This window comes from Streptococcus mitis (assembly GCF_905187495.1).
Taxonomy (GTDB): domain Bacteria; phylum Bacillota; class Bacilli; order Lactobacillales; family Streptococcaceae; genus Streptococcus; species Streptococcus mitis_CU.
The window spans coordinates 122,401-146,375 of record NZ_CAJJIB010000008.1 but is presented as its reverse complement, the minus strand read 5'-3'; the positions used below and the strand labels follow the sequence as shown (position 1 = coordinate 146,375).

The following is a 23,975-nucleotide window of genomic DNA, read 5'->3' as shown; positions in this document are numbered from 1 at the left end:
CCTCTTATCTTGCAATAAAAATTCTGGAAACAAGAAAAATGATAGTTTTTGAAAGAAAATGACAAAAAATGCTTGACTTTGAAAGAAAGTGTGATAGAATGAATAGTGTAAACGATAACAGGAGGTGATTCAGTGTTAAAAACAGAGCGGAAGCAACTGATTCTAGAGGAGTTAAATCAACATCATGTAGTTTCTCTAGAAAAATTAGTTAGTTTGCTAGAAACGTCAGAATCAACGGTTCGAAGAGATTTGGATGAGTTGGAAGCGGAAAACAAGCTTCGTCGCGTGCATGGTGGAGCAGAATTGCCCCATTCCTTGCAGGAAGAAGAAACCATTCAAGAAAAATCTGTCAAAAACCTTCAAGAGAAGAAGTTGCTAGCTCAGAAGGCGGCCTCTCTCATCAAGGAACAAGATGTCATCTTTATTGATGCTGGAACAACAACTGCTTTTTTGATCCATGAATTGGTCAATAAGAATATTACTGTTGTGACGAATTCGATTCACCATGCCGCACAGTTGGTTGAAAAGCAGATTCCAACTGTCATGGTTGGAGGAAGTGTCAAGATGGCTACAGATGCTAGCATCGGGGGCGTTGCTCTTAACCAGATTAACCAATTGCACTTTGACCGTGCCTTTATCGGGATGAATGGTGTGGACGATGGTTATTATACGACTCCTGATATGGAGGAGGGGGCTGTGAAGCGTGCTATTTTAGAGAATGCCAAACAGACCTATGTCTTGGTGGATTCGTCAAAAATTGGACAAACTTGCTTTGCTAAGGTAGCACCACTCAAACGAGCTATTGTTATCACAAGTCAAGGGCATGAGCTCTTGCAGACTATTAAGGAGAAAACGGAGGTAATAGAAGTATGATTTATACAGTCACACTCAATCCGTCTATTGACTATATCGTTCGTTTGGACCAAGTCCAAGTCGGTAGCGTCAATCGAATGGATAGTGATGATAAGTTTGCTGGAGGGAAAGGAATCAATGTCAGTCGTGTCTTGAAACGCTTGGATATTCCAAATACAGCGACTGGATTTATCGGAGGTTTTACTGGTAAATTTATCACAGATACTTTGGCTGATGAAGCAATCGAGACACGTTTTGTCCAAGTGGCAGAAGATACTCGTATCAATGTTAAAATCAAAGCAGACCAAGAGACAGAAATCAACGGGACTGGTCCAAATGTCGAACCAGCTCAGCTAGAAGAATTGAAAGCTATTTTATCTAGTCTGACAGCAGATGATACGGTTGTGTTTGCGGGATCGAGTGCTAAAAACCTAGGAAATGTTATCTACAAGGATTTGATTGCCTTGACACGTCAGACTGGTGCGCAAGTCGTTTGTGATTTTGAAGGACAGACCTTGATTGATAGTTTGGACTACCAGCCACTTTTGGTTAAACCAAACAATCATGAACTTGGAGCGATTTTTGGGGTTAAACTCGAAAGTTTGGACCAAATTGAGAAATACGCTCGTGAGTTACTGGCTAAAGGTGCTCAAAACGTGATTATCTCTATGGCTGGTGACGGTGCCCTTCTTGTCACTTCTGAGGGTGCTTACTTCGCTAAACCAATCAAGGGAACAGTCAAAAATTCAGTTGGAGCTGGTGATTCTATGGTCGCTGGATTTACAGGTGAATTTGTCAAATCTAAAGATGCAGTAGAATCCTTCAAATGGGGAGTAGCTTGCGGAACAGCAACGACCTTCTCAGATGACTTGGCAACGGCAGAATTTATAAAAGAAACATATGAAAAAGTTGAGGTAGAAAAACGATGAAAATTCAAGACCTATTGAGAAAAGATGTCATGTTGCTGGATTTGCAGGCAACTGAAAAAAATGCTGTCATCGAAGAGATGATTAATAGTTTGGTAGATCACGGTTATGTGACAGACTTTGAAACCTTTAAAGAAGGAATTTTGGCGCGTGAAGCTTTGACTTCTACTGGTTTGGGTGATGGTATCGCAATGCCTCACAGTAAAAATGCTGCTGTCAAAAAAGCGACTGTTCTCTTTGCTAAGTCAAACAAGGGTGTTGATTATGAGAGTTTGGATGGACAAGCAACTGACCTCTTCTTCATGATTGCAGCTCCAGAAGGTGCCAATGACACCCACTTGGCAGCATTGGCAGAATTGTCTCAATACTTGATGAAAGATGGTTTTGCTGACAAACTTCGTCAAGTAACATCAGCTGACCAAGTTATCGAACTTTTTGACCAAGCTTCAGAAAAATCTGAGGAGCCAGCTCAAGCTCCTGCAAATGACTCTGATGACTTCATCGTAGCTGTTACAGCTTGTACAACAGGTATTGCCCACACTTACATGGCCCAAGAAGCCCTTCAAAAAGTGGCTGCTGAAATGGGGGTTGGTATCAAGGTCGAAACTAACGGTGCTAGCGGTGTTGGAAACCAACTAACTGCTGAAGACATCCGTAAGGCTAAAGCTGTTATTATCGCAGCAGACAAGGCAGTTGAAATGGATCGTTTCGACGGTAAACCATTAATCAATCGTCCAGTTGCTGACGGTATCCGTAAGACAGAAGAGTTGATTAAGTTGGCTCTTTCAGGAGATGCTGAAGTCTACCGTGCCGCTAATGGAGCCAAAGCTGCAACAGCCTCTAACGAAAAACAAAGCCTTGGTGGTGCCTTCTACAAACACTTGATGAGTGGTGTATCACAAATGTTGCCATTTGTTATTGGCGGTGGTATTATGATTGCCCTTGCCTTCTTGATTGACGGTGCTTTGGGTGTTCCAAATGAAAACCTTGGCAATCTTGGTTCTTACCATGAGTTAGCTTCTATGTTCATGAAAATTGGTGGTGCAGCCTTTGGATTGATGCTCCCAGTCTTTGCAGGTTATGTTGCCTACTCTATCGCTGAAAAACCAGGTTTGGTAGCGGGTTTTGTGGCTGGTGCTATTGCTAAAGAAGGTTTTGCCTTTGGTAAAATCCCTTATGCAGCAGGTGGTGAAGCAACTTCAACTCTTGCAGGTGTCTCATCTGGTTTCCTAGGTGCCCTTGTTGGTGGATTTATCGCAGGTGCTTTAGTTCTTGCTATCAAGAAATACGTTAAAGTTCCTCGTTCACTTGAAGGTGCAAAATCAATCCTTCTCTTGCCACTTCTTGGAACAATCTTGACTGGATTTGTCATGCTAGCTGTTAACATCCCAATGGCAGCAATCAACACTGCTATGAATGACTTCCTAGGCGGTCTTGGAGGCGGTTCAGCTGTCCTTCTTGGTATCGTCCTTGGTGGAATGATGGCTGTTGACATGGGTGGACCAGTTAACAAAGCTGCCTATGTCTTTGGTACAGGTACGCTTGCAGCAACTGTTTCTTCAGGTGGTTCTGTTGCTATGGCAGCAGTTATGGCTGGAGGAATGGTGCCACCACTTGCAATCTTTGTCGCAACTCTTCTCTTTAAAGATAAATTTACTAAGGAAGAACGCAACTCTGGTTTGACAAACATCATCATGGGCTTGTCATTTATTACTGAGGGAGCGATTCCATTTGGTGCCGCTGACCCAGCTCGTGCTATCCCAAGCTTTATCCTTGGTTCTGCAGTAGCAGGCGGACTCGTTGGTCTTGCAGGTATCAAACTCATGGCGCCACACGGAGGAATCTTCGTCATCGCTCTTACTTCAAATGCCCTTCTTTACCTAGTCTTTGTCTTGATTGGAGCAATTGTAAGTGGTGTAGTTTATGGTTACCTACGCAAACCACAAGCATAAAACTTAGATAGAAAATAAAAAGATTGGACCGTTTGGTGCAGTCTTTTTCTCTTTCCGAAATGCCTGTGAAATATGGTATAATAGAAGAATGGCAAACAAGAATACAAGTAAAACAAGACGGAGACCGTCTAAAGCAGAACTCGAAAGAAAAGAAGCGATACAACGGATGTTGATTTCGCTAGGAATCGCGATTTTATTGATTTTTGCAGCCTTCAAATTAGGGGCTGCAGGTATAACCCTTTACAATTTAATTCGCTTGCTAGTAGGTAGCCTAGCTTATCTGGCAATATTTGGTATCCTGCTCTACCTCTTCTTTTTCAAGTGGATACGAAAACAGGAAGGCCACTTATCAGGGTTTTTCACCATATTTGCAGGTTTGCTCTTGATTTTTGAGGCCTACTTAGTTTGGAAATATGGTTTGGACAAGTCCGTTCTAAAAGGAACCATGGCTCAGGTTGTGACGGATCTGACTGGTTTTCGAACGACCAGTTTTGCTGGAGGTGGCTTGATTGGTGTTGGACTCTATGTGCCAACAGCCTTTCTCTTCTCAAATATCGGTACTTACTTTATTGGTTCTATCTTGATTTTAGTGGGTGCTCTCCTAGTCAGTCCTTGGTCTGTTTACGATATTGCTGAATTTTTCAGTAGAGGCTTTGCCAAATGGTGGGAAGGGCATGAGCGTCGAAAAGAGGAACGCTTTGTTAAACAAGAAGAAAAAGCTCGTCAAAAAGCTGAGGAAGAAGCTAAATTAAAAAAAGAAGCAGCTGAAAAGGCCTTACTCGATTTGCCTCCTGTTGATATGGAAACGGGTGAAATTCTGACTGATGATGTTGTGCTTGACGTTCCTCCTGTTCCAGAAGAAGAGTGGGTGGAACCAGAAATCATCTTGCCTCAAGCTGAACTTGAATTCGCTGAACAGGAAGATGGCTCTGATGATGAAGATGTTCAGGTCGATTTTTCAGCCAAGGAGGCTCTTGAGTACAAACTTCCAAGCTTACAACTCTTTGCCCCAGATAAACCAAAAGACCAGTCGAAAGAGAAGAAGATTGTTCGAGAAAACATCAAAATCCTAGAAGAAACTTTTGCTAGTTTTGGTATCAAGGTAACAGTTGAACGGGCTGAAATTGGGCCGTCAGTGACCAAGTATGAAGTCAAGCCAGCAGTCGGTGTAAGGGTCAACCGCATTTCCAATCTAGCAGATGACCTCGCTCTAGCCTTGGCGGCCAAGGATGTCCGAATCGAAGCACCTATCCCAGGGAAATCTTTAGTGGGAATTGAGGTTCCTAACTCTGAGATTGCGACGGTATCCTTCCGCGAACTATGGGAACAATCTCAAACGAAAGCAGAAAATCTCTTAGAAATTCCTCTAGGAAAGGCAGTTAATGGCACCGCAAGAGCTTTTGACCTTTCCAAGATGCCCCACTTGCTAGTTGCAGGTTCAACGGGTTCAGGGAAGTCAGTAGCTGTTAACGGCATTATCGCTAGCATCCTCATGAAGGCGAGACCTGACCAAGTTAAGTTTATGATGGTCGATCCTAAGATGGTTGAGTTGTCTGTTTACAATGATATTCCCCACCTCTTGATTCCAGTCGTGACCAATCCACGTAAGGCCAGCAAGGCTTTGCAAAAGGTCGTGGATGAAATGGAAAATCGTTATGAACTCTTTGCCAAGGTTGGAGTTCGTAATATTGCAGGCTTTAATGCCAAGGTAGAAGAGTTCAATGCCCAGTCTGAGTACAAGCAAATTCCGCTACCGCTCATTGTCGTGATTGTGGATGAGTTGGCTGACCTTATGATGGTTGCCAGCAAGGAAGTGGAAGATGCCATCATTCGTCTCGGACAGAAGGCGCGTGCTGCAGGTATCCACATGATTCTTGCAACCCAGCGTCCATCCGTTGATGTCATTTCTGGTCTGATCAAGGCCAATGTCCCATCTCGTGTCGCTTTCGCAGTTTCATCAGGAACAGACTCCCGTACTATTTTAGATGAAAATGGAGCTGAGAAACTGCTTGGTCGAGGAGATATGCTCTTTAAACCGATTGATGAAAATCATCCAGTTCGTCTCCAAGGATCCTTTATCTCGGATGATGATGTTGAACGCATCGTAAACTTTATCAAGGCTCAGGCAGATGCGGACTACGATGAGAGTTTTGATCCAGGTGAGGTTTCTGAAAATGAAGGTGAATTCTCAGATGGTGAAACTGGTGGAGATCCGCTTTTTGAAGAAGCCAAGGCTTTGGTAATCGAAACTCAGAAAGCTAGCGCATCTATGATTCAGCGTCGTTTGTCAGTTGGATTTAACCGTGCGACCCGTCTCATGGAAGAGCTTGAGATGGCAGGTGTCATTGGTCCAGCTGAAGGTACCAAACCAAGAAAAGTTTTACAACAATAAAAAAATAGCTTCTTTCCAAGTTTGGAAGGAGGCTATTTTAGTGATTATTGATTAGTTTTATTTTCCGAAGTTGGACTATTGGACTGTTTTTCATTTTCAGTAGCAGGTTTACTTGGAGTAGGAGCAGGAGTAGTAGAGTCCTGAGTTGCTGCTTTCTGCTCTTCTTTTTTCTCTTCCTTGACGCTAGATTTTGGTGTTTCCTCTTGCTGTGTTTTTTCTTGACTAGTATTATTTTCCTTATTGGGACTAGTGTTTTCCTGAGGGGATTCCTTTTGAATTTCTTTGACAATTGTTGTCGTCTGGCTTGTCGTAGGTTCTTTTTTAGTATTTTTGTTATTATCCAAGGCGTTCATGATCGTGATACTAGCAGTAATTAAGCCGAGGATACTACCGATAGTAGCAACGGTTTTTTGAAAGACTGTAAAGCCTTTTTTGATGTGTTCTGTTTTTGGTTTTGAAGTTCTACGATAATTAGACATGCATTCTCTCCTTTAATTAAAATTTATTATACCTCATTTCTTTAAAAAAATCTTAAAAAAAGAGGAATTGCCCTTTCTTGTCGCAAGCTCCGTTTCATGATACAATAGAAGGAGTGATTTTAGAAAGCGTGAGAAAACATGATTTACTTTGATAATTCGGCGACGACCAAGCCCTATCCTGAAGCCCTTGAAACTTATATGCAGGTCGCTTCAAAAATTTTAGGAAATCCATCTAGTCTCCATCGTTTGGGAGACCAGGCAACACGAATCTTAGATGCTTCCCGTCAACAGATTGCGGATTTAATCGGTAAGAAAAGTGAGGAAATCTTCTTTACTTCTGGTGGGACAGAAGGAGATAACTGGGTTATCAAGGGTGTGGCCTTTGAAAAGGCTCAGTTTGGAAAGCACATCATTGTATCAGCCATTGAACATCCGGCAGTCAAAGAGTCAGCCCTTTGGTTGAAATCTCAAGGGTTTGAAGTGGATTTTGCTCCAGTTGATAACAAAGGATTTGTAGATGTTGAAGCGCTAGCAGATTTGATAAGACCTGATACGACCCTCGTTTCCGTCATGGCTGTGAACAATGAAATCGGTTCTATTCAGCCCATTGAGGCTATTTCAGAACTGTTGGCAGATAAGCCGACTATTTCCTTCCACGTTGATGCGGTTCAAGCACTTGCTAAGATTCCGACTGAAAAGTATCTGACAGAACGAGTGGATTTCGCGACTTTCTCTGGTCACAAGTTCCACGGAGTTCGTGGTGTTGGTTTTGTCTATATCAAGTCTGGAAAGAAGATTACGCCTCTTTTAACAGGTGGTGGTCAGGAAAGTGATTACCGTTCGACAACTGAAAATGTGGCAGGAATTGCAGCGACAGCCAAGGCTCTCCGCTTGTCTATGGAAAAGCTAGATATCTTTAGGAGCAAGACTGGTCAGATGAAGGCAGTGATTCGCCAAGCACTTCTGGACTATCCAGATATTTCTGTCTTTTCAGATGAGGAAGACTTTGCCCCTCATATTCTGACTTTTGGAATCAAGGGTGTTCGTGGTGAAGTCATCGTTCACGCCTTTGAAGACTATGATATTTTTATCTCAACGACCTCTGCTTGTTCGTCCAAGGCAGGGAAACCAGCCGGAACCCTGATTGCCATGGGAGTAGATAAAGATAAGGCTCAGTCAGCTGTGCGTCTTAGCCTAGACCTTGAAAATGATATGAGTCAGGTCGAGCAGTTCTTGACCAAGTTAAAATTGATTTACAATCAAACTAGAAAAGTAAGATAGGAGCATTCATGCAGTATTCAGAAATTATGATTCGCTACGGTGAGCTGTCAACCAAGGGCAAAAACCGTATGCGTTTCATCAATAAACTTCGCAATAATATTTCAGACGTTTTGTCTATCTATCCCCAAGTTAAGGTAACGGCAGATCGTGACCGTGCCCACGCTTACCTCAATGGAGCAGATTATACAGCAGTAGCAGAATCGCTTAAACAAGTTTTTGGAATTCAAAACTTTTCCCCTGTTTATAAGGTTGAAAAATCTGTAGAAGTTCTGAAGTCTTCTGTCCAAGAGATTATGCAGGACATCTACAAGGATGGCATGACCTTTAAAATTTCTAGCAAGCGTAGCGACCACAACTTTGAGTTGGATAGTCGTGAACTCAATCAAACCCTTGGAGGTGCTGTTTTTGAAGCTATTCCAAATGTGCAAGCTCAAATGAAAAGTCCTGACATCAATCTTCAGGTGGAGATACGTGAAGAAGCAGCCTATCTTTCTTATGAAACCATTCGTGGGGCTGGTGGTTTGCCAGTTGGAACTTCAGGTAAAGGGATGCTCATGTTGTCAGGAGGGATTGACTCACCTGTAGCAGGTTATCTTGCACTTAAGCGTGGGGTGGATATTGAGGCCGTTCACTTTGCCAGCCCACCATATACTAGTCCTGGTGCCCTTAAAAAAGCCCAAGATTTGACTCGAAAATTGACCAAGTTTGGGGGAAATATCCAGTTTATCGAAGTACCTTTCACAGAGATTCAAGAGGAAATCAAGGCCAAAGCGCCAGAAGCTTACTTGATGACTCTAACTCGTCGCTTTATGATGCGGATTACAGATCGTATTCGTGAGGTACGAAATGGTTTAGTTATCATCAATGGGGAAAGCCTAGGTCAAGTAGCCAGCCAGACCTTAGAAAGCATGCAGGCTATCAATGCAGTTACCAACACTCCCATCATCCGTCCAGTTGTGACAATGGATAAGTTGGAAATCATTGATATTGCACAAGAAATCGATACCTTTGACATTTCAATCCAGCCATTTGAAGACTGTTGTACCATTTTTGCGCCAGATCGTCCAAAAACAAATCCTAAGATTAAGAATGCGGAGCAGTACGAAGCGCGTATGGATGTTGAAGGCTTAGTTGAGCGAGCAGTGGCTGGAATTATGATTACTGAGATTACACCTCAAGCCGAAAAAGATGAAGTGGATGACTTGATTGACAATCTGCTCTAATCAGAAAATCCAGAAGAATTTAGAAAAATAGATGAAAAAGTTAGTTTTTAATTCCAAAAGTGGAAGCAAAACTAACTTTTTTTCTATAATTGTGATATAATAAAATAAAATTTTGAATATAGAGAGTTTTCTGACAATGAATCTATCCTACTTTTATTTAAAAATGAAAGAACACAAACTCAAGGTTCCTTATACAGGTAAGGAACGCCGTGTACGTGTTCTTCTGCCTAAAGATTATGAGAAAGACACGGATCGTTCCTATCCTGTTGTTTACTTTCATGACGGGCAAAATGTTTTTTATAGCAAGGAGTCTTTCATTGGACATTCATGGAAGATTATCCCAGCTATTAAGCGTAATCCTGATATCAGTCGCATGATTGTCGTCGCCATTGACAATGATGGTATGGGGCGGATGAATGAGTATGCGGCTTGGAAGTTCCAAGAATCTCCTATCCCAGGACAGCAATTTGGCGGTAAGGGCGTGGAGTATGCCGAGTTTGTTATGGAGGTGGTCAAGCCATTTATCGATGAGACCTACCGTACTAAAGCTGACTGCCAGCATACGGCTATGATTGGGTCTTCACTAGGAGGCAATATTACCCAGTTTATCGGTTTGGAATACCAAGACCAAATTGGTTGCTTGGGCGTCTTTTCATCTGCCAACTGGCTCCATCAAGAAGCCTTTAATCGCTATATTGAACGCAAGAAACTATCGCCTGACCAGCGTATCTTTATCTATGTTGGAACTGAAGAAGCAGATGATACGGACAAGACCCTGATGGCTGGTAATATCAAACAAGCCTATATCGATTCGTCGCTTCGCTATTACCATGATTTGATAGCAGGGGGAGTTCATCTGGACAATCTTGTCTTGAAAGTTCAATCTGGTGCCATCCATAGTGAAATCCCTTGGTCGGAGAATTTACCAGACTGTCTGAGATTTTTTGCAGAGAAATGGTAAGTTAGAAAAGGAGAAAGCCAATGCATATTGAACATCTTAGCCATTGGAGTGGCAATCTTAATCGTGAAATGTACCTTAATCGTTATGGACACGCTGGGATTCCAGTTGTGGTTTTTGCTTCATCAGGTGGTAGTCACAATGAATACTATGATTTTGGCATGATTGATGCCTGTGCTTCCTTTATCGAGGAAGGCCGTGTTCAGTTTTTTACCCTGTCCAGTGTAGATAGTGAGAGCTGGTTGGCCACTTGGAAAAATGGGTACGACCAAGCAGAGATGCACCGTGCCTACGAGAGCTATGTGATTGAGGAGGCCATTCCTTTTATCAAGCATAAGACAGGTTGGTTTGATGGTATGATGACGACAGGTTGCTCAATGGGCGCCTACCATGCTGTCAATTTCTTCCTCCAGCATCCAGATGTCTTTACCAAGGTGATTGCTCTTAGTGGTGTTTACGATGCACGTTTCTTTGTCGGTGATTACTACAATGACGATGCCATTTACCAAAACTCGCCAGTAGATTATATCTGGAATCAGAATGACGGCTGGTTTATTGACCGTTACCGTCAGGCAGAGATTGTGCTGTGTACGGGTCTTGGAGCCTGGGAACAAGACGGTTTACCATCCTTTTACAAGCTCAAAGAAGCCTTTGATCAGAAACAAATTCCAGCCTGGTTTGCTGAATGGGGACACGATGTCGCCCACGACTGGGAATGGTGGCGCAAACAAATGCCTTATTTCCTTGGCAATCTCTATTTATAAAAGGAGTTACCTATGAATTACCTTGTTATTTCTCCCTACTATCCGCAAAACTTTCAACAGTTTACTATTGAACTAGCTAATAAAGGCATCACAGTCTTGGGAATTGGCCAAGAACCTTACGAGCAATTGGATGAGCCCTTACGCATTAGCCTGACTGAGTATTTCCGTGTTGATAATCTTGAAAATGTAGACGAAGTCAAGCGTGCAGTTGCATTTCTTTTCTACAAGCATGGTCCTATCGATCGCATCGAGTCCCATAATGAATACTGGCTTGAGCTGGATGCAACACTCAGAGAACAATTTAATGTCTTTGGTGCCAAACCAGAAGACCTCAAAAAGACTAAATTTAAGTCTGAAATGAAGAAACTCTTCAAAAAAGCTGGTGTCCCTGTAGTCCCTGGAGCTGTTATTAAGACGGAAGCAGACGTTGATCAAGCAGTGAAAGAAATCGGCCTTCCAATGATTGCCAAACCTGATAATGGAGTTGGGGCAGCCGCGACCTTTAAGCTCGAGACAGAAGACGATATCAATCACTTCAAGCAAGAATGGGACCATTCGACCGTTTATTTCTTTGAAAAATTTGTCACTTCCAGCGAAATTTGCACCTTTGATGGTTTAGTGGATAAGGATGGAAAGATTGTCTTCTCAACGACCTTTGACTACGCCTATACACCGCTTGATCTCATGATTTACAAGATGGACAATTCTTATTACGTTCTCAAGGATATGGATCCTAAATTACGTAAATATGGTGAGGCAATTGTCAAAGAATTTGGTATGAAAGAACGGTTCTTCCATATTGAGTTTTTCCGCGAAGGGGACGACTACATTGCTATTGAGTACAATAACCGTCCTGCAGGTGGTTTTACCATTGATGTTTATAACTTTGCTCATTCCTTGGACCTCTATCGTGGATATGCAGCTATTGTCGCAGGAGAAGAGTTCCCAGCGTCAGAATTTGAACCTCAGTTTTGTTTAGCTACATCCCGTCGTGCGAATGCTCACTATGTCTATTCTGAGGAGGACTTGCTTGCCAAATACAGTCATCAGTTCAAGGTTAAAAAAATCATGCCTGCAGCCTTTGCGGAACTTCAAGGGGATTACCTGTATATGTTGACAACTCCGAGTCGACAAGAAATGGAGCAGATGATTGCTGATTTCGGACAACGTCAAGAATAAGAACTCTCGGATTAAGGAAATGCACCTCCTTAATCCTTTTGTTTCAATAAGAGAAATAAAACCGCTTTCCCATATATTCTTTTAGAAAACCTGTTGCTAAAAGATATAAAAATTGATAGAATAAAGATTGTCTAAAAAATTTTAAGGAGAATCTATCAAATGGATTTCACATGGGCAATTAAATATGCCACTGAATTTTTGGCCACTGCTATTTTGATCATTCTTGGAAATGGTGCAGTTGCCAACGTTGAACTTAAAGGTACGAAAGGTCACCAAAGTGGCTGGATCGTTATCGCTGTTGGTTATGGTATGGGGGTTATGATTCCAGCCTTGATGTTTGGTAACGTATCTGGTAACCACATTAACCCAGCCTTCACTCTTGGACTTGCGATCAGCGGTCTCTTCCCTTGGGCACAAGTTGCGCCTTATATCATCGCACAAGTTTTGGGTGCTATCTTTGGTCAAGCCTTGGTTGTGGCAACACACCGCCCATACTACTTGAAAACTGAAAATCCAAACAACATCTTGGGTACTTTCTCAACAATTTCAAGTTTGGATAATGGTACAAAAGAATCACATTTTGCAGCAACTGTTAATGGTTTTGTAAATGAGTTTGTTGGTTCATTTGTTCTTTTCTTTGCAGCCCTTGGTATGACTAAAAACTTCTTTGGTGCTGAACTAGTATCAAAAGCACAAGCTGCTATCAATGCTCAAGTTGCACAAGCAACTACTCAAGGTCAAACAATTCCTCAAGAACAAGTAACAGCAGCACTTGACCAAGCTAAAGAACAAGTAGCGCCATTTATGACTTCTGGTCTTGGAATTGCTCACTTGGCACTTGGATTCCTTGTTATGGCCTTGGTAACATCACTTGGTGGACCTACAGGGCCTGCCTTGAACCCAGCCCGTGACTTGGGACCACGTCTCCTTCATGCTTTCCTTCCAAAATCAGTTCTTGGTGAGCACAAAGGTGATTCAAAATGGTGGTATTCTTGGGTACCAGTAGTAGCACCGATTGCAGCAGCAATTGCGGCAGTAGCTATCTTCAAATTCCTTTACCTATAAGAAATTGAAACCGAGGAAATCCTCGGTTTTTTAAGTGAAATTTTTACGAAAAATCAGTAAATCTGAGCATAATTTCTTGTAAAAAATTCTAAAATCCTTTAAAATAAAAGAGTTGGAGGAATTTATGAATGTAAATCAGATTGTACGGATTATTCCTACTTTAAAAGTTAATAATAGAAAATTAAATGAAACATTTTATATAGAAACCCTTGGCATGAAGGCCTTGTTAGAAGAGTCAGCCTTTCTGTCACTAGGTGATCAAACAGGTCTAGAAAAGCTGGTTTTAGAAGAAGCTCCAAGTATGCGCACTCGTAAGGTAGAGGGAAGAAAAAAACTAGCTAGATTGATTGTCAAAGTGGAAAATCCCTTAGAAATTGAAGGACTCTTATCTAAAACAGATTCGATTCATCAATTATATAAAGGTCAAAACGGCTACGCTTTTGAAATTTACTCTCCAGAAGATGATTTGGTTTTGATTCATGCGGAAGATGACAGAGAAAATCTAGTAGAAGTAGGAGAAAAACCTGAATTTCAAACAGATTTGGAATCAATTTCTTTGAGTAAATTTGAGATCTCTATGGAATTACACCTCCCAACGGATGTAGATAGTGTCTTGGAACTATCTGAAATTGGGGAATCCCTTGATTTTATTCCAGCTCAGGGTCAAGATTTGACTGTGGACAATACGGCTACTTGGGATTTATCTATGCTCAAGTTCTTGGTCAATGAACTAGATATAGCAAGTCTTCGCCAGAAGTTTGAGTCTACCGAATATTTTATTCCTAAGTCTGAAAAATTCTTCCTTGGTAAAGATAGAAATAATGTTGAATTGTGGTTTGAAGAAGTATGAAGTGGACCAAGATTATTAAAAAAATAGAAGAACAAATCGAGGCAGGGATTTATCCCGGAGCCTCTTTTGCGTATTTTAAGGGTAATAAATGGACGGAGTTCTATTTAGGACAGAGTGCCCCAGAGCATGGCTTGGATACTGAGCCGGGACTGGTTTATGATCTAGCTAGTGTCAGCAAGGTTGTTGGGGTTGGTACCGTTTTTACTTTCTTGTGGGAAAAAGGTCAATTAGATATTGACAGACCGGTAACCGATTTTTTACCTGAAAGTGATTATCCAGACATCACTATTCGCCAGCTCTTGACTCACGCTACAGACCTTGATCCTTTTATTCCCAATCGTGATCTTTTAACAGCACCTGAATTAAAGGAAGCGATGTTTCATCTTAACAGACGCAATCAGCCAGCCTTTCTTTATTCGGATGTCCATTTTTTGCTGTTGGGTTTTATCTTGGAAAGAATCTTTAATCAAGACTTGGATGTGATTTTACAGGAGCAAGTCTGGAAACCTTGGGGAATGGCGGATACCCAGTTTGGGCCTGTTGAGCTTGCTGTTCCAACAGTTAGAGGTGTCGAGGCAGGTGTGGTACATGATCCCAAGGCTCGTCTCCTGGGCAGACATGCTGGTAGTGCTGGTTTATTTTCGACTGTAAAGGATCTACAAATCTTTTTAGAACACTATTTATCAGATGATTTTGCAAGAGATTTGAGTCAAAATTTTTCTCCTTTGGATGACAAGGAACGTTCTTTGGCCTGGAATTTGGAAGGAGATTGGCTAGACCATACGGGCTATACAGGTACCTTTATCATGTGGAATCGCCAGAAGCAAGAAGCGGCTATTTTCCTATCGAATCGTACCTATGAAAAGGATGAGAGGGCTCAATGGATTGGAGACCGCAATCAAGTGATGGACTTGATTCGCAAAGAAGAGTAAGGAGAGACATGTCAAACAGTTTAAAAGGGACTCTATTAACAGTTGTGGCTGGGATTGCTTGGGGCTTGTCAGGAACGAGTGGCCAATACCTGATGGCACACGGAATTTCGGCTCTGGTTTTGACCAACTTGCGTCTTTTAATCGCTGGTGGGATTCTCATGGTCTTGACTTATGCTACTGCAAAGGATAGAATGCTGGCCTTTTTAAATGATAGAAAGAGTTTACTGTCTCTTCTCATTTTTGCTCTAATTGGTCTCTTCCTCAATCAATTTGCCTATCTAACTGCTATTCAGGAGACCAATGCAGGAACCGCGACGGTGCTTCAGTATGTTTGTCCTGTCGGGATTTTGATTTATAGCTGTATCAAGGATAAGGTGGCACCGACACTGGGAGAGATAGTTTCCATCATATTAGCCATTGGAGGGACCTTCCTGATTGCAACTCATGGGCAGTTGGACCAGTTATCCATGACACCTGCAGGCCTGTTCTGGGGTCTCTTTTCTGCTCTGACTTACGCACTGTATATCATTTTGCCCATAGCCTTGATTAAGAAGTGGGGGAGCAGTTTGCTCATTGGTGTGGGAATGGTCATAGCAGGTTTAGTCGCCCTTCCTTTTACAGGGGTTCTACAGACTGCTATCCCAACTAGTCTTGATTTTCTCCTTGCATTTGCGGGCATTATCCTTATCGGTACTGTCTTTGCCTATACAGCCTTCTTAAAAGGAGCCAGTCTGATTGGACCGGTCAAGTCAAGCTTGTTGGCTTCTATTGAGCCAATTTCGGCAGTTTTCTTTGCCTTCCTAATTATGAATGAACAATTTTATCCTATTGATTTTCTTGGTATGGCAATGATATTGTTTGCTGTAACTCTGATTTCGTTGAAAGATTTAGTCTTAGAAAAATAAAAAGACTCTTTGTCGTCCGTGACAGAGAGTTTTTGCGTGGTAATCTAATTATTTTCAAGATAAAATTCAAAGCGTTCGCCTACATACTGACTTTTTACGTATTCAAATGCAGTACCATCTTCTAGGTAGGAAACCTGAGTCAAACCTAGAATAGCATGTCCTTTTTCAACTTCCAAATAGTGGGCAATTTTTTCCTTAGCAAGACGAGCATAAATAGTCTGCTGTGATTTACCAATACGGTAGCCGTGTTTTTGCAGAGTTTGAAAGAAATGACTGGTGATTTCTTCTTTTTTAAAGTCCTTAATGAATTTTTCAGGAATAGAAGCAACTTCATAAACTAGAGGAACTTGGTCGGCATAGCGAACCCGTTCCATTCGGATAATATTCTCCGTTGGAGAAATTCCTAGCTTGGCAACTTCCTGTTCATTGGGAATGGTTTTTCTGTAGGAAATGAGTTGGCTAGAGGGTACTTTACCTTGGGACTTAACAATTTCAGTAAAACTGGTTGTCCCTCGCATCTTTTCTTGTACACGTGTACTGGATACAAAGGTGCCACTTCCTACACGGCGCTCAAGAACGCCTTCTTCGACCAAGAGGGAAATTGCTTGGCGGAGGGTCATCCGACTGACCTCGAATTGCTCTGCTAAATCTCGTTCACTAGGAAGTCTCTCCCCAATAGCCCAACGGTGCTCGTCAATATCCTTTTTTATTTGATCATGGATTTTCATATAAGCTGGTAGCATATTTTCACTTCATTTCTATCTTTTCTCTATTGTACCCCAATAAACTAGAAAAAGTCAATCTTCGCCTTGTTTAGTTGGTAATTCGCCCTTATTTGTGATAGAATATTGAAAAAAGATATTTCTTTTGAGAAAGGAAAAAGATGAGCAACATTTCAACTGATTTGCAAGATGTAGAAAAAATCATCGTATTGGACTATGGTAGTCAATACAACCAGCTGATTTCACGCCGTATCCGTGAGATTGGTGTTTTTTCAGAGCTAAAGAGTCATAAAATTTCAGCTGCTGAAGTTCGTGAAATCAACCCTGTAGGAATCATCCTTTCAGGTGGTCCAAACTCTGTATATGAAGATGGTTCATTCGATATTGACCCAGAAATCTTCGAACTCGGAATTCCTATTTTGGGAATTTGTTACGGTATGCAGTTATTGACCCATAAACTTGGAGGAAAAGTTGTTCCTGCAGGTGACGCTGGAAATCGTGAATATGGTCAATCAACCCTAACTCACACACCATCAGCTCTTTTTGAATCAACACCTGATGAGCAGACTGTTTTGATGAGCCATGGTGATGCAGTTACTGAGATTCCTGCCGACTTTGTTCGTACAGGTACATCAGCTGATTGCCCATACGCAGCCATCGAAAACCCAGATAAACACATTTACGGTATCCAATTCCACCCAGAAGTTCGTCATTCTGTATACGGAAATGATATCCTTCGTAACTTTGCTCTTAACATTTGTAAGGCTAAAGGCGATTGGTCAATGGATAACTTCATTGATATGCAGATTCAAAAAATTCGTGAAACTGTTGGTGATAAACGTGTCCTTCTTGGCCTTTCAGGTGGGGTTGACTCATCTGTCGTTGGGGTTCTTCTCCAAAAAGCGATTGGCGATCAATTGATCTGTATTTTCGTAGACCACGGTCTTCTTCGTAAAGGAGAAGCGGACCAAGTTATGGACATGCTTGGTGGTAAGTTTGGTTTGAATATCGTCAAAGCAGACGCTGCTAAACGTTTCCTTGATAAACTTGCTGGCGTTTCTGACCCAGAACAAAAACGTAAAATTATCGGTAATGAGTTTGTCTATGTATTCGATGACGAAGCAAGCAAGCTCAAAGATGTGAAATTCCTTGCTCAAGGTACCTTATATACAGATGTTATCGAGTCTGGTACAGATACAGCTCAAACTATCAAGTCACACCACAACGTGGGTGGTCTTCCAGAAGACATGCAGTTTGAACTGATCGAACCACTCAACACTCTCTATAAAGACGAAGTTCGTGCCCTTGGTACAGAGCTTGGCATGCCAGACCATATCGTATGGCGCCAACCATTCCCAGGACCAGGTCTTGCTATCCGTGTCATGGGAGAAATCACTGAAGAAAAACTAGAAACAGTTCGTGAGTCAGACGCTATTCTTCGTGAGGAAATTGCCAAAGCTGGTCTTGACCGCGATATCTGGCAATATTTCACTGTTAACACAGGCGTTCGTTCAGTTGGTGTTATGGGTGACGGTCGTACTTACGACTATACGATTGCAATCCGTGCTATTACCTCTATCGATGGTATGACTGCTGACTTTGCCAAAATTCCTTGGGAAGTTCTTCAAAAAATCTCAGTACGCATCGTAAATGAAGTGGATCACGTTAACCGTATCGTCTACGATATCACAAGTAAACCACCTGCAACAGTTGAGTGGGAATAAAACTATAAATACTTTACTCTTATAGTAAATGAAAAATAAGGATTTCGAGAGAACAAAATCGTTCTCTCTTTTTTTAGCTGAATATTTTAAGTAAAAAGTTAAGCTATTCTTTTATAAAACAAGACAGAATAGTTGCCTCCAAAGTCTCATCATAAGAGAACAGTTATATTTTCTGAATCTACTCTTGAGATGGTAAAAATAGATATACTGATATCCATACCTGTTATCATATCCTTGATTTCTTAAGTTTTAAAGACAGTTTAATCAGGATTTCTTTTATATATCGATTAAGAAATAAATAATATGTCTTGAATCCTACTATAGATGTATAAAGAGTCATTTTGTTTCGTATCAGTATTAATCCGTTCCGATACTGGTTTTTGAATTGTAGAAAATTCTAGTATAGTAGTTAGGAAGTTTTTATAAATTTATTATATTTAATTTTTGAGTTGATACCTTTACTTTTTTAGTTAATTATGTAATAATGTTAACAATAAAAATAAATGAAAGTTGGTGTTTCTATTGCATAAAGCAGTAAAACAAGAAAAAGGTCATGGCTATCTCCGTAAAACTAAGTTAGGTTTGTTAAGTGGTATTATCCTAACGACTGCTTTAGGGAGTTTATTTTTAAATGGGATTGTAAGCGCTGACTAACAACCAAATTCAAGTACACCTCCTAATGCAGCACAGACTCCACCTAGCGAAACTGTGGTTCAAAGTGAGTATGAAACGAGTACAACACATACGGTAAAAGAAACCGAGTTAAAAGCTAAAGTTGAAGAAGTAAAAGCTTTAGGGGTTAAGGTTACAGAAACACCCACTGAAAATGTAGGTGTTGCAAATAGTTCTTCTGAGGTTACACATATACGCACAACTGCCGAAGAGAAAGTAGATGCTCAAATTCGTGATTTAGAGTCTGCAAAAGCAGAGAAAGTACAAGCTGATGCTGATCGAGCTAAGATTGAAGAGTTTAAAAATACTTTTATTAATGCTAATTATATCAAAGTAAAAGCTAGATTAGTTTCTCAGGTAAATAGTCGAGATATTGATGAAGATGTCTCGAAAGAAGCTTCAGTTAGTCCAATTACATCAAGTAATGGGGAACTTCATTACTTGAAAGCGAATGAATTGGAGTTAACTGATTCTCAAGGTTTGTATAATGCAGTATCGAAACCAACTACTGAGGAAGTTACAGAAACATTTATTAAGGTACCTGCTCGAATTGGAATTACAGATAAATATGCAACAAATCGTGTGAATATCGGGTATCCTGCTCGTATAGTGGAACTAACTCCAAACACTGTGTATAGTTACACCATCACACCTCGTTCAGATAGTGTTTTATCTAGTATTTACGGTATCGGTAGTATTGAGACAACTGCTAAATTTGAGTATACACTACCTGAAAAAACCAAACTTTACGCTACATTTAGCAGTAAACCTGTTGAGACTCATGTAATTATTAAAAACTTAACTCGACGTGCTGAAAATCATACTGATTTCATTGGTTACACTCGAACTTATACTTATAAGGATAAGCAAGGAAATATTATTCCAATTAAAGATTTATATGCGAAATTCTTAGATGTCCAAGGTTTTAAGGGGAAAGGGGTTATAACGTCTTCTGATATTCCAAAATCTAAATTATCCGAGTTTGAATTACGTTCAGTTGGTGCTGATTACACTTATAGACAAGAAACATCTTTACTTGGAGAAAATACAATTTCTCAAAAAGAGTACATTGCTAGTAAAGTAGTTCCTAATAAACGTAATCAGTTTACACCTCGCATTGTTTATGCATCAAATCTCCAAAGAGTTGAATTGACAGATACAGAAAAAGCAATCAACGGTGTGTCTCGCACTTTCCATACTGTTACTTATACAGAAGTTCAAAACAAAGGTTTAGTGACTCAGAAGTTTGTAAACGAACAAGGTGTTGAAATTGCACCTAGTGTTAAATCTGAACTTAAAGAAGTAGGTTCTGAGGTATCTTTAACTCATCCGACCGATTTAGACTTTGAGAACAAGCGTTATACCTTTAAAGAACAAGACAAACAAGATATTACAGAGATTGTGAAAGGTGAAACTGTCATTACCTATGTGTATAAACAGAAGTATGAGAACAACTTACCACCTGTAGAAACAGAAACAAAAATTCCAATTACGACAACTTATGTAGAAGACAAAACAATCGACTATGGTAAGGAAATTGTTGAATCGAACGGTAGCGAAGGTAAAATTGTAACTACAACACCTAAAATTGTGAATGAACTTGATGGTACTGTAACTGACGGTAAGCCGACTGAAAAAGAAACTCCTATGGTACCAAAAGTGGTTAAAGTAGGTACGAAACCAACAGTTGTAGAAACAACTACTCCATATACAACACGTTATGTAGAAGATAATACAAAAGATAAAGATTATCGTGAAGTAACAAGACCTGGTAAATCTGGTAAAACAACTACTACGACAACTTATACCTTGAATCCTAATACAGGTGCAGTAACATCGAACGAACCAACCATGATTACTGAAGAAGCAGTAGAAGAAGTTATCACAGTAGGTACGAAACCAAAGGTTGAGGCACCAAAGGTTGAAACGCCAAAAGTTGAAACACCAAAGGTTGAAACACCAAAGGTTGAAACACCAAAAGTTGAAACACCAAAGGTTGAAACACCAAAAGTTGAAACACCAAAGGTTGAAACGCCAAAAGTTGAAACACCAAAGGTTGAGGCACCAAAGGTTGAGGCACCAAAGGTTGAGGCACCAAAAGTTGAGGCACCAAAAGTAGAAGCACCAAAAGTTGAGGCACCAAAAGTAGAAGCACCAAAGATAGAAGTACCAAAATCAAAGACACCAACTGAACAATCGACAAAAGAAACTTCACAAATTCCGACTTCTGTAGCAAGTAAGAGAGAGGAATTGCCTAATACAGGTACAGAAGATCATGCTAATCTTGTAGTCTTAGGACTTCTAGGAGTTTTGAGTGGATTTGGATTTCTTGCACACAAGAAAAAAGAAGTGGAGAAATAGTTTTTTCTAACCTATATTAGAAAAGGGCTCACATCTGTGGGCTTTTTCTCTTTGACAATCTTTTTGCTTTAATAATCTAAAAGATTAGAATTGTCAAAACAATCTGTCTAGGCTTGATTTTATCGCTTATTTACTATAAAATGAGAAGGAAAAACGTCAAACTTTTATATTGCAAATAGGAGAAAACATGACAAAAACATTAAAACGTCCTGAGGTTTTATCACCTGCAGGGACTTTAGAGAAGCTAAAAGTAGCTGTTCAGTATGGTGCAGATGCTGTCTTTATCGGTGGTCAGGCCTATGGTCTTCGTAGCCGTGCAGGAAACTTTACCTTTGAACAGATGGAAGAAGGTGTCCAGTTTGCGGCCAAGTATGGTGCTAAGGTTTATGTGGCTGCCAACATGGTTATGCACGAAGGAAATGAAGCTGGTGCTGGTGAGTGGTTCCGTAAACTGCGTGATATCGGGATTGCAGCAGTTATCGTATCTGACCCAGCCTTGATTATGATTGCAGCGACTGAAGCACCAGGTCTTGAAATCCACCTCTCTACCCAAGCAAGTGCCACTAACTATGAAACCCTTGAGTTCTGGAAAGAACTGGGCTTAACTCGTGTCGTTTTGGCGCGTGAGGTTTCGATGGAAGAATTAGCTGAAATTCGCAAACGTACAGATGTTGAGATTGAAGCCTTTGTCCACGGAGCCATGTGTATTTCTTACTCTGGTCGTTGTACTCTTTCAAACCATATGAGTATGCGTGATGCCAACCGTGGTGGTTGTTCACAGTCTTGTCGCTGGAAATACGATCTTTACGACATGCCATTTGGTCAAGAACGTAAGAGCCTTAAAGGTGAAATTCCAGAAGAATTTTCGATGTCTGCCGTTGATATGTCTATGATTGACCATATCCCAGATATGATTGAAAACGGTGTGGACAGTCTAAAAATCGAAGGACGTATGAAGTCTATTCACTATGTTTCAACTGTAACCAACTGCTACAAGGCGGCTGTTGATGCTTATCTAGAGAGTCCAGAGAAGTTTGAAGCTATCAAGCAAGACTTGATTGATGAGATGTGGAAGGTTGCCCAACGTGAATTAGCAACAGGTTTCTACTACGGTACACCATCGGAAAATGAGCAGTTGTTTGGTGCTCGTCGTAAAATTCCTGAGTATAAGTTTGTTGCTGAAGTGGTTTCTTATGATGATGCGACACAAACAGCAACTATTCGTCAACGGAACGTTATTAACGAAGGAGACCAAGTTGAGTTTTATGGCCCAGGTTTCCGTCATTTTGAAACGTATATCGAAAATTTACATGATGCCAAAGGCAATAAAATAGACCGCGCTCCAAATCCAATGGAACTCTTGACAATCAAAGTCCCACAACCTGTTCAAGCTGGAGACATGGTTCGAGCTCTTAAAGAAGGTCTCATCAATCTTTATAAGGAAGATGGAACTAGCGTCACAGTGCGTGCTTAATAAACATGTAGGAGACGAAAGCTTTCTAGTTGCTTTCCCTTTAATCCTACTTACTAAAGAACCTTAGGTTAAAGAAAATATATTAATTTCCATCCGAGATTTCATCTCGGATTTTTTCATTATTTTTCAGAAAGGTCTAGATAATGGACGGATTTATTACAATTTTTTTCCAAAGTTTTCTATATAATAGACTCAAAAATAGTAAAATTGTAAATAATTTCCGTTAAGCGCTTTCAATGTTGGTAAAAAGTTGACAAATCCAATTTTTAGGACTAAACTAAGTAAGTAAATTTTAATTAAAAGGAGAATTCGTCATGAATTTAACATTTTTCGGTCTATGTCTTGCCTGTATGGGTGTATCTCTTGGTGAAGGTATGTTGATGAACGGTTTGTTGAAATCAGTTGCTCGCCAACCAGATATCATCTCAGAACTACGTAGTTTGATGATCCTAGGGGTTGCCTTTATTGAAGGTACTTTCTTCGTTACTCTTGTCTTTTCATTTATCATCAAATAAAAGAAGTATAAATTGAAAAAGGGAGGATTTTAGATGGAAGAAAGTATTAATCCAACCATCAATATTGGTCCTGTTACCTTTAATTTAACCATAGTAGTTTTGACTTTGTTGACTGTAGCACTTATTTTTGGCTTTATTTATTGGGCAACTCGAAATATGACTTTGAGACCCACAGGAAAACAAAATGTATTAGAGTATTTATTTGATTTTGTTGTTGGATTTACAAAATCAAACCTTGGTCCAATGATAAAGGATTATTCTCTCTTTTATTTCTGTTTATTCCTATTTATGGCCATTGCAAATAATATTGGCTTAATGGCTAGAATTCAGACTACAGATGGTGTAAATCTTTGGACCTCACCAACAGCAAATTTGTCATTTGACTTGGTCTTGTCTTTTACAATTATCTTAATGACACACGTAGAAGGAATTCGTCGTCGTGGAATCAAAAAGTATTTAAAAGCATTTGTAACACCAGGTTTTATGACACCAATGAATCTCTTGGAAGAAGTTACCAATCTCCTTTCACTTGCATTGCGGGTATTTGGTAATATCTTTGCAGGGGAAGTGATGGCAAGTATGTTAGTCCTACTTTCTCATCAGGCCTTCTATTGGTATCCTATTGCTTTTGGAACAAATCTAATCTGGACTGCATTTTCTGTTTTTATTTCTTGTGTACAAGCATATGTATTTACATTGTTATCTTCAATGTACCTAGGAAATAAAATTAATGATGAAGAATAGAAAGG

At 40.4% G+C, this 23,975-nt stretch carries 20 protein-coding genes; 18 read left to right on the top strand and 2 right to left on the bottom strand.

Features of this window, described 5'->3' with window-relative positions; translation table 11 throughout:
- Nucleotides 1-132: 132 nt before the first annotated feature.
- The 4 genes from JQ843_RS02325 (at nt 133) to JQ843_RS02310 (ending at nt 6,122) form a co-directional block, all read left to right on the top strand.
- Nucleotides 133-873 carry a DeoR/GlpR family DNA-binding transcription regulator gene (locus JQ843_RS02325; protein WP_203212791.1) on the top strand — a complete coding sequence of 247 codons (741 nt, stop codon included), beginning with the start codon at nt 133-135 and terminating at the stop codon, nt 871-873.
- A complete protein-coding gene (gene pfkB / locus JQ843_RS02320; protein WP_203212790.1) occupies nt 870-1,781 on the top strand; it encodes a 1-phosphofructokinase in 912 nt (303 codons plus the stop codon). Before JQ843_RS02325 ends, pfkB begins: the two co-directional genes overlap by 4 nt.
- Entirely contained in the window at nt 1,778-3,730 is a 1,953-nt protein-coding gene (locus tag JQ843_RS02315) for a fructose-specific PTS transporter subunit EIIC (RefSeq protein WP_141230875.1), read from the top strand. Before pfkB ends, JQ843_RS02315 begins: the two co-directional genes overlap by 4 nt.
- 88 nt (nt 3,731-3,818) lie before the next feature.
- Nucleotides 3,819-6,122: a DNA translocase FtsK gene (locus JQ843_RS02310; RefSeq protein ID WP_338014935.1), complete on the top strand. Its 2,304-nt coding sequence runs from the start codon at nt 3,819-3,821 to the stop codon at nt 6,120-6,122.
- Nucleotides 6,123-6,166: 44 nt separating this feature from the next.
- Here JQ843_RS02310 and JQ843_RS02305 read toward each other — a convergent pair whose 3' ends face one another.
- Nucleotides 6,167-6,601, bottom strand: coding sequence for a DUF6556 family protein (locus JQ843_RS02305; protein WP_203212789.1), 435 nt, complete (start codon nt 6,599-6,601; stop codon nt 6,167-6,169).
- Between the two features lie 138 nt (nt 6,602-6,739).
- On the opposite strand from JQ843_RS02305, the gene JQ843_RS02300 reads away from it, so the two are divergent.
- From JQ843_RS02300 to JQ843_RS02260, 9 genes are all read left to right on the top strand, one after another.
- A complete protein-coding gene (locus JQ843_RS02300) occupies nt 6,740-7,882 on the top strand; it encodes a cysteine desulfurase family protein (protein WP_203212788.1) in 1,143 nt (380 codons plus the stop codon).
- Nucleotides 7,883-7,890: 8 nt separating this feature from the next.
- Nucleotides 7,891-9,105: a tRNA uracil 4-sulfurtransferase ThiI gene (gene thiI / locus JQ843_RS02295; RefSeq protein ID WP_049546708.1), complete on the top strand. Its 1,215-nt coding sequence runs from the start codon at nt 7,891-7,893 to the stop codon at nt 9,103-9,105.
- 136 nt (nt 9,106-9,241) lie between these two features.
- Nucleotides 9,242-10,066: an alpha/beta hydrolase gene (locus JQ843_RS02290; RefSeq protein WP_084951156.1), complete on the top strand. Its 825-nt coding sequence runs from the start codon at nt 9,242-9,244 to the stop codon at nt 10,064-10,066.
- Between the two features lie 20 nt (nt 10,067-10,086).
- The gene (locus JQ843_RS02285; RefSeq protein ID WP_203212787.1) at nt 10,087-10,827 is read left to right on the top strand and encodes an esterase family protein; all 741 of its coding nucleotides are present in this window, start codon (nt 10,087-10,089) and stop codon (nt 10,825-10,827) included.
- 12 nt (nt 10,828-10,839) lie between these two features.
- Entirely contained in the window at nt 10,840-12,006 is a 1,167-nt protein-coding gene (locus JQ843_RS02280; protein WP_203212786.1) for an ATP-grasp domain-containing protein, read from the top strand.
- A gap of 159 nt (nt 12,007-12,165) precedes the next feature.
- Nucleotides 12,166-13,071 (top strand): aquaglyceroporin Gla, encoded by a 906-nt coding sequence (gene gla, locus JQ843_RS02275; RefSeq protein ID WP_000348094.1) that lies wholly within the window; start codon nt 12,166-12,168, stop codon nt 13,069-13,071.
- Between the two features lie 124 nt (nt 13,072-13,195).
- Nucleotides 13,196-13,921 (top strand): CppA N-terminal domain-containing protein, encoded by a 726-nt coding sequence (locus JQ843_RS02270; RefSeq protein WP_203212785.1) that lies wholly within the window; start codon nt 13,196-13,198, stop codon nt 13,919-13,921.
- On the top strand, nt 13,918-14,853 hold the full coding sequence (locus JQ843_RS02265; protein WP_203212784.1) for a serine hydrolase domain-containing protein: 936 nt from the start codon (nt 13,918-13,920) through the stop codon (nt 14,851-14,853). Before JQ843_RS02270 ends, JQ843_RS02265 begins: the two co-directional genes overlap by 4 nt.
- A gap of 8 nt (nt 14,854-14,861) precedes the next feature.
- Nucleotides 14,862-15,758 carry a DMT family transporter gene (locus tag JQ843_RS02260; protein ID WP_084926887.1) on the top strand — a complete coding sequence of 299 codons (897 nt, stop codon included), beginning with the start codon at nt 14,862-14,864 and terminating at the stop codon, nt 15,756-15,758.
- 44 nt (nt 15,759-15,802) lie between these two features.
- On the opposite strand, the gene JQ843_RS02255 is transcribed toward JQ843_RS02260, so the two are convergent.
- Nucleotides 15,803-16,501, bottom strand: coding sequence for a GntR family transcriptional regulator (locus JQ843_RS02255; RefSeq protein ID WP_000936192.1), 699 nt, complete (start codon nt 16,499-16,501; stop codon nt 15,803-15,805).
- 140 nt (nt 16,502-16,641) lie between these two features.
- Here JQ843_RS02255 and guaA point away from each other — a divergent pair, with 140 nt between their 5' ends.
- The 5 genes from guaA to atpB all read left to right on the top strand — a co-directional run bounded on the left by guaA (nt 16,642) and on the right by atpB (nt 23,970).
- Nucleotides 16,642-18,204, top strand: coding sequence for a glutamine-hydrolyzing GMP synthase (gene guaA / locus JQ843_RS02250; protein ID WP_000065712.1), 1,563 nt, complete (start codon nt 16,642-16,644; stop codon nt 18,202-18,204).
- Nucleotides 18,205-18,912: 708 nt separating this feature from the next.
- Nucleotides 18,913-21,237 carry a G5 domain-containing protein gene (locus JQ843_RS02245; RefSeq protein WP_274380307.1) on the top strand — a complete coding sequence of 775 codons (2,325 nt, stop codon included), beginning with the start codon at nt 18,913-18,915 and terminating at the stop codon, nt 21,235-21,237.
- A 187-nt stretch (nt 21,238-21,424) separates the two neighbouring features.
- The gene (locus JQ843_RS02240; RefSeq protein WP_203180458.1) at nt 21,425-22,711 is read left to right on the top strand and encodes a peptidase U32 family protein; all 1,287 of its coding nucleotides are present in this window, start codon (nt 21,425-21,427) and stop codon (nt 22,709-22,711) included.
- A 314-nt stretch (nt 22,712-23,025) separates the two neighbouring features.
- Nucleotides 23,026-23,226, top strand: coding sequence for a F0F1 ATP synthase subunit C (locus JQ843_RS02235; RefSeq protein WP_001054560.1), 201 nt, complete (start codon nt 23,026-23,028; stop codon nt 23,224-23,226).
- Between the two features lie 33 nt (nt 23,227-23,259).
- Nucleotides 23,260-23,970: a F0F1 ATP synthase subunit A gene (gene atpB / locus JQ843_RS02230; protein WP_000392870.1), complete on the top strand. Its 711-nt coding sequence runs from the start codon at nt 23,260-23,262 to the stop codon at nt 23,968-23,970.
- Nucleotides 23,971-23,975: the final 5 nt, after the last annotated feature.

Bases quoted from the DNA above. Each gene is read 5' to 3' on its own strand.
- pfkB (WP_203212790.1), top strand. From the start codon at position 870: ATGATTTATACAGTCACACTCAATCCGTCTATTGACTATATCGTTCGT.
- JQ843_RS02315 (WP_141230875.1), top strand. From the start codon at position 1,778: ATGAAAATTCAAGACCTATTGAGAAAAGATGTCATGTTGCTGGATTTG.
- JQ843_RS02310 (WP_338014935.1), top strand. From the start codon at position 3,819: ATGGCAAACAAGAATACAAGTAAAACAAGACGGAGACCGTCTAAAGCA.
- JQ843_RS02305 (WP_203212789.1), bottom strand. From the start codon at position 6,601: ATGTCTAATTATCGTAGAACTTCAAAACCAAAAACAGAACACATCAAA.
- JQ843_RS02300 (WP_203212788.1), top strand. From the start codon at position 6,740: ATGATTTACTTTGATAATTCGGCGACGACCAAGCCCTATCCTGAAGCC.
- thiI (WP_049546708.1), top strand. From the start codon at position 7,891: ATGCAGTATTCAGAAATTATGATTCGCTACGGTGAGCTGTCAACCAAG.
- JQ843_RS02290 (WP_084951156.1), top strand. From the start codon at position 9,242: ATGAATCTATCCTACTTTTATTTAAAAATGAAAGAACACAAACTCAAG.
- JQ843_RS02285 (WP_203212787.1), top strand. From the start codon at position 10,087: ATGCATATTGAACATCTTAGCCATTGGAGTGGCAATCTTAATCGTGAA.
- JQ843_RS02280 (WP_203212786.1), top strand. From the start codon at position 10,840: ATGAATTACCTTGTTATTTCTCCCTACTATCCGCAAAACTTTCAACAG.
- gla (WP_000348094.1), top strand. From the start codon at position 12,166: ATGGATTTCACATGGGCAATTAAATATGCCACTGAATTTTTGGCCACT.
- JQ843_RS02270 (WP_203212785.1), top strand. From the start codon at position 13,196: ATGAATGTAAATCAGATTGTACGGATTATTCCTACTTTAAAAGTTAAT.
- JQ843_RS02265 (WP_203212784.1), top strand. From the start codon at position 13,918: ATGAAGTGGACCAAGATTATTAAAAAAATAGAAGAACAAATCGAGGCA.
- JQ843_RS02260 (WP_084926887.1), top strand. From the start codon at position 14,862: ATGTCAAACAGTTTAAAAGGGACTCTATTAACAGTTGTGGCTGGGATT.
- JQ843_RS02255 (WP_000936192.1), bottom strand. From the start codon at position 16,501: ATGCTACCAGCTTATATGAAAATCCATGATCAAATAAAAAAGGATATT.
- guaA (WP_000065712.1), top strand. From the start codon at position 16,642: ATGAGCAACATTTCAACTGATTTGCAAGATGTAGAAAAAATCATCGTA.
- JQ843_RS02240 (WP_203180458.1), top strand. From the start codon at position 21,425: ATGACAAAAACATTAAAACGTCCTGAGGTTTTATCACCTGCAGGGACT.
- JQ843_RS02235 (WP_001054560.1), top strand. From the start codon at position 23,026: ATGAATTTAACATTTTTCGGTCTATGTCTTGCCTGTATGGGTGTATCT.
- atpB (WP_000392870.1), top strand. From the start codon at position 23,260: ATGGAAGAAAGTATTAATCCAACCATCAATATTGGTCCTGTTACCTTT.